Origin of the sequence: Nonomuraea sp. NPDC049784 (genome assembly GCF_040659615.1) — a bacterium.
In the GTDB taxonomy this organism is placed as follows: domain Bacteria; phylum Actinomycetota; class Actinomycetes; order Streptosporangiales; family Streptosporangiaceae; genus Nonomuraea.
This window is the reverse complement of record NZ_JBFAMX010000851.1, coordinates 1-3,506: the sequence shown is the minus strand read 5'-3', so window position 1 is coordinate 3,506 and position 3,506 is coordinate 1. Positions and strand designations below refer to the sequence as shown.

Genomic DNA, 3,506 nt, shown 5'->3' with positions numbered 1-3,506 from the left:
TTCACCTGGTCAAGGACGGCAAGGCAGACGTGGTGGCGTTCTACGTGAACACCCAGAGCTCGGCGCGGGTGCCCGGGATCGACAGGCTGACCGGACGCGAGGGCGATGTGCTGCGCCTGATGACGAAGGGCCTGTCCAACAACGAGATCGCCGCCGAGTTGGTCGTCAGCCAGGAGACGGTCAAGACGCACGTCGGCAACGTGCTGGCCAAGCTGGGCGCCCGCGACCGCACCCAGGCCGTGATCGCCGCCTACGAGTCCGGCTTCGTCTCTCCCGGCTGAGACCCCCGTATCCCCGATCGGCGGGTTGACTATCTTCCCGCCGTCCGGGGCTGGGGCCCTTCGGGAGGGGAGGAGAAGGGCCCCGCTGAGGCCGGAGCTGAGGGAAAGGGATCCCCTGAGGTGGGGTGGCGGGGAACCCGGCAGGGCCAGGGGTCACGGCCGGAGGCCGGCGCGGCGCAGGAGCTCGGAGGCGGGCAGCAGGGTGGCCTCGGTGGCGGTCAGCCCTGTTGCGGCCAGCGCCTGGTCGACGAGCCGCAACCCCACCGCGTATCCCGCCATGTCGGGAATGCCGCGAGGCTCCTGCCCGAAGCTCCGCATCGCGCTGTCCCCCAGCACGTACGCGGGTGTGTTCCGCATCCCGGCCAGCTCGAAATCCGCCATGATCCGCTCGTATGCCGTCTCGTACGCCTCCCCGGTCACCATCGACGACCACGGCCCCATCGCCTCGGGACCCGACAGCTCCCGTACGAAGGCCTCGGCCAGACCCTCGGCGACCACGTGCTCGCCCACGGTCACCGTCACCGGGTTCCACTCGACGTTGGTGTAGCGGACGTTGTGGTGGAACTCGTGCACCGCGAGGTGCGCGATGCGGCCGATCACCTCGTCCGAGGGCCAGGCCAGCAGGTAGAGCCAGCCGGGGGCGCCGCCCATGCCGTAGTAGCCGCCGGCCACCTTCATCAGGTGCTCGTTATCCGGATCGCCCACTACAAACATGACCTGCAGCGATTCGACCTGCTTGGCATCGTGGAGCAGCTCGGAGGCGCGGCCCAGCTCCCGGCGCACCTGGCCGAGCACGTCGGCGTCGATCATGCGCTGGACGGCGGCCAGGTAGCGCGGGTCGTCGGCGTCGACGCGGAAGCCGCCACCCTGGTGGTGGATGTCGACGATGTCGCCGGGCATCGGGATCGCCTGGCGCATCGGCGTCAGCATCTCCCGCAGCGCGCCGGGCCGCCGTTCGAGCGGTTCCTGAAGCAGGGCGGCCATGGCCGTGAGCGTGTCGTGAACGATGAATTCCATGCCGCGGACGCTAAAGCCTCACGTAACGTGAGGCTCAAATCGATTTCAGAGCGGACCTCCTTCTCCCGCGTCGTCCCCTGGCGTCGGCCCGGGCGTGATCTGGCCGCTCTGCGACGGCGATGGCGACGGAGACTGAGACGGCGAGGGCCGCGGCTCGGGGCTCGCCGGCGTCGGCGGCGGCGTCGGGACGAACACCGTCGGCGGCAGCTGCCTGGGCTGCGGCTCGCTGTCGCGCCTGCCCAGCAGGAGCAGCAGCAGGATCGCCGTCACCAGCAGCACCAGCAGCACCAGCGCGAGCGCGGCCATCAGCACCCGCTTGCGGGTCTCGGTCAGCGGCCTGCGCCGCCGCGACGGCCCGGGCAGGGCGGGCGCGCGGTCGGTCAACCAGTACGGCACGAAGTCGGGCCCGTGGGCCTGCCCGATGAGCGTCCCGCCCACCATGACCGGCTCCAGGAAACGTTCCGCCCCCGGCCGGCCCGGCACGTACGGCACCGCCACCCAAGGCGCGTGCCCGTCGTTCAGGTCGAGCACCTCGGGTGTACCGTCCAGCACCGCGCCCCGCGACCGTCCGGGGCGCACGAACCAGCCGCGCATTCCGGACCGCTCGCCCCTGGCCTCCTTGGCCGCGGTCACGAACCTCTCGCGCGCCGCCGCGTCGAACGCGGCCCCTCTGGTCAGCACGGCCAGGGAGACCGCGCGCCCGTCCGGTCCCTGGCCCAGGTACACGAAACCGGCCGGAGCCGCGTGCAAGCGGGCCTGGACCACGTATGGACCCAGCCGAGGCGGATCGCCGTACTGCAGGGGACTTGCCACGTTTGCCATGAAAGCACAGACGTGGCGTCGTGCACGTTTGCGGCGCGTTTGGTGGAATGGCGTCATGAGCGTCGCCGAAGAGTTGCCAGGCGGAAACGACGTGGCGCTGCTGCGTCAAAGTCTCGACGAGGTCCGGCGTGTCATCGTCGGCCAGGACCACATGGTCGAAAGGCTCATCGTGGCCCTGCTGGCCCGCGGGCACTGCCTGCTTGAAGGCGTCCCAGGCGTCGCCAAGACCCTCGCCGCCTCCACCCTGGCCACTGTCGTGGGCGGCACGTTCGCCCGGATCCAGTTCACCCCCGACTTGGTGCCGAGCGACATCGTCGGCACCCGCGTCTACCACCCCTCCAACGAGAAGTTCGACGTCGAACTCGGCCCCGTGTTCGTCAACTTCCTGCTGGCCGACGAGATCAACCGTGCCCCCGCCAAGGTCCAGTCCGCGCTGCTGGAGGTCATGGCCGAGCGGCAGGTCACCCTCGCCGGCGTCACCCACCCGCTGCCCAAGCCGTTCATCGTGCTCGCCACCCAGAACCCGATCGAGTCCGAGGGCGTCTACCCCCTGCCCGAGGTGCAGCGCGACCGCTTCCTGTTCCGCGTACGGGTGCCGCACCCCAGCGCCCACGAGGAGCTGGAGATCCTCCACCGGATGAGCGTCACCCCGCCGGTCCCCGAACGGGTGCTCGACCCGGGCAAGCTGCTGAGCCTGCAGGAGGCGGCCGAGCAGATCTCGGTGCACCAGCTCGTCGCCGACTACGTGGTACGGCTGGTCATGTCCACCCGCAACCCCGCCGAGTACGGCCTGGCCGACCTCACCGAGACCATCGAGATCGGCGTCAGCCCGCGGGCCACCCTGGGCCTGGTCGCGGCCGGTCGGGCGCTGGCCCTGCTGCGCGGCCGCGACTACCTGCTGCCCGACGACGTACGCGACGTGGCCGTGGACGTCATGTCGCACCGGCTGATGCTCACCTTCGACGCCCTGGCCGACGGGGTCGATCCCGAGCAGGTCGTCAGGCAGATCCTGCACGCCGTTCCCCCGCCCCTCGTCGTCTGGAATCAGAACCGTTGAGCACTGAGGAGCCGGTGAGCGACCAATGAGCACAGCGGAACAGGCACTGCGGCGGCTGGAACTCACTGTCACCCGGCGGCTGGACGGGCTGCTGCACGGCGCCCACCAGGGGCTGCTGCCGGGGCCGGGCAGCGAGGCCGGTGACAGCCGCGTCTACGTGCCCGGCGAGGACGACGTGCGCCGCATGGACTGGAACGTCACCGCCCGCACCACCGTTCCCCACGTACGCGACCTGATCGCCGACCGCGAGCTGGAGACCTGGGCGCTGGCCGACCTGTCGCCCAGCATGGACTTCGGCACCGCCGACACCGACAAGCGCGACCAGAACG

The 3,506-nt window shown here is 70.7% G+C and carries 5 protein-coding genes; 3 read left to right on the top strand and 2 right to left on the bottom strand.

From position 1 onward, the window contains the following. On the top strand, window positions 1–281 hold a 281-nt coding region (locus AB0J09_RS59770; RefSeq protein ID WP_360712525.1), incomplete at its 5' end, for a helix-turn-helix transcriptional regulator. Between the two features lie 153 nt (window positions 282–434). Here AB0J09_RS59770 and AB0J09_RS59765 read toward each other — a convergent pair. Both AB0J09_RS59765 and AB0J09_RS59760 read right to left on the bottom strand, forming a co-directional pair. Further along, a complete protein-coding gene (locus AB0J09_RS59765) occupies window positions 435–1,298 on the bottom strand; it encodes a DUF2268 domain-containing putative Zn-dependent protease (RefSeq protein ID WP_360712522.1) in 864 nt (287 codons plus the stop codon). Window positions 1,299–1,343: 45 nt separating this feature from the next. After that, window positions 1,344–2,120 carry a hypothetical protein gene (locus tag AB0J09_RS59760; protein ID WP_360712519.1) on the bottom strand — a complete coding sequence of 259 codons (777 nt, stop codon included), beginning with the start codon at window positions 2,118–2,120 and terminating at the stop codon, window positions 1,344–1,346. Window positions 2,121–2,175: 55 nt separating this feature from the next. Here AB0J09_RS59760 and AB0J09_RS59755 point away from each other — a divergent pair, with 55 nt between their 5' ends. Then, window positions 2,176–3,177, top strand: a complete 1,002-nt coding sequence (locus AB0J09_RS59755) for an AAA family ATPase (protein ID WP_360712516.1) — start codon at window positions 2,176–2,178, stop codon at window positions 3,175–3,177. Between the two features lie 25 nt (window positions 3,178–3,202). Next, a partial coding sequence (locus AB0J09_RS59750) for a DUF58 domain-containing protein (RefSeq protein ID WP_360712514.1) occupies window positions 3,203–3,506 on the top strand: 304 nt, incomplete at its 3' end.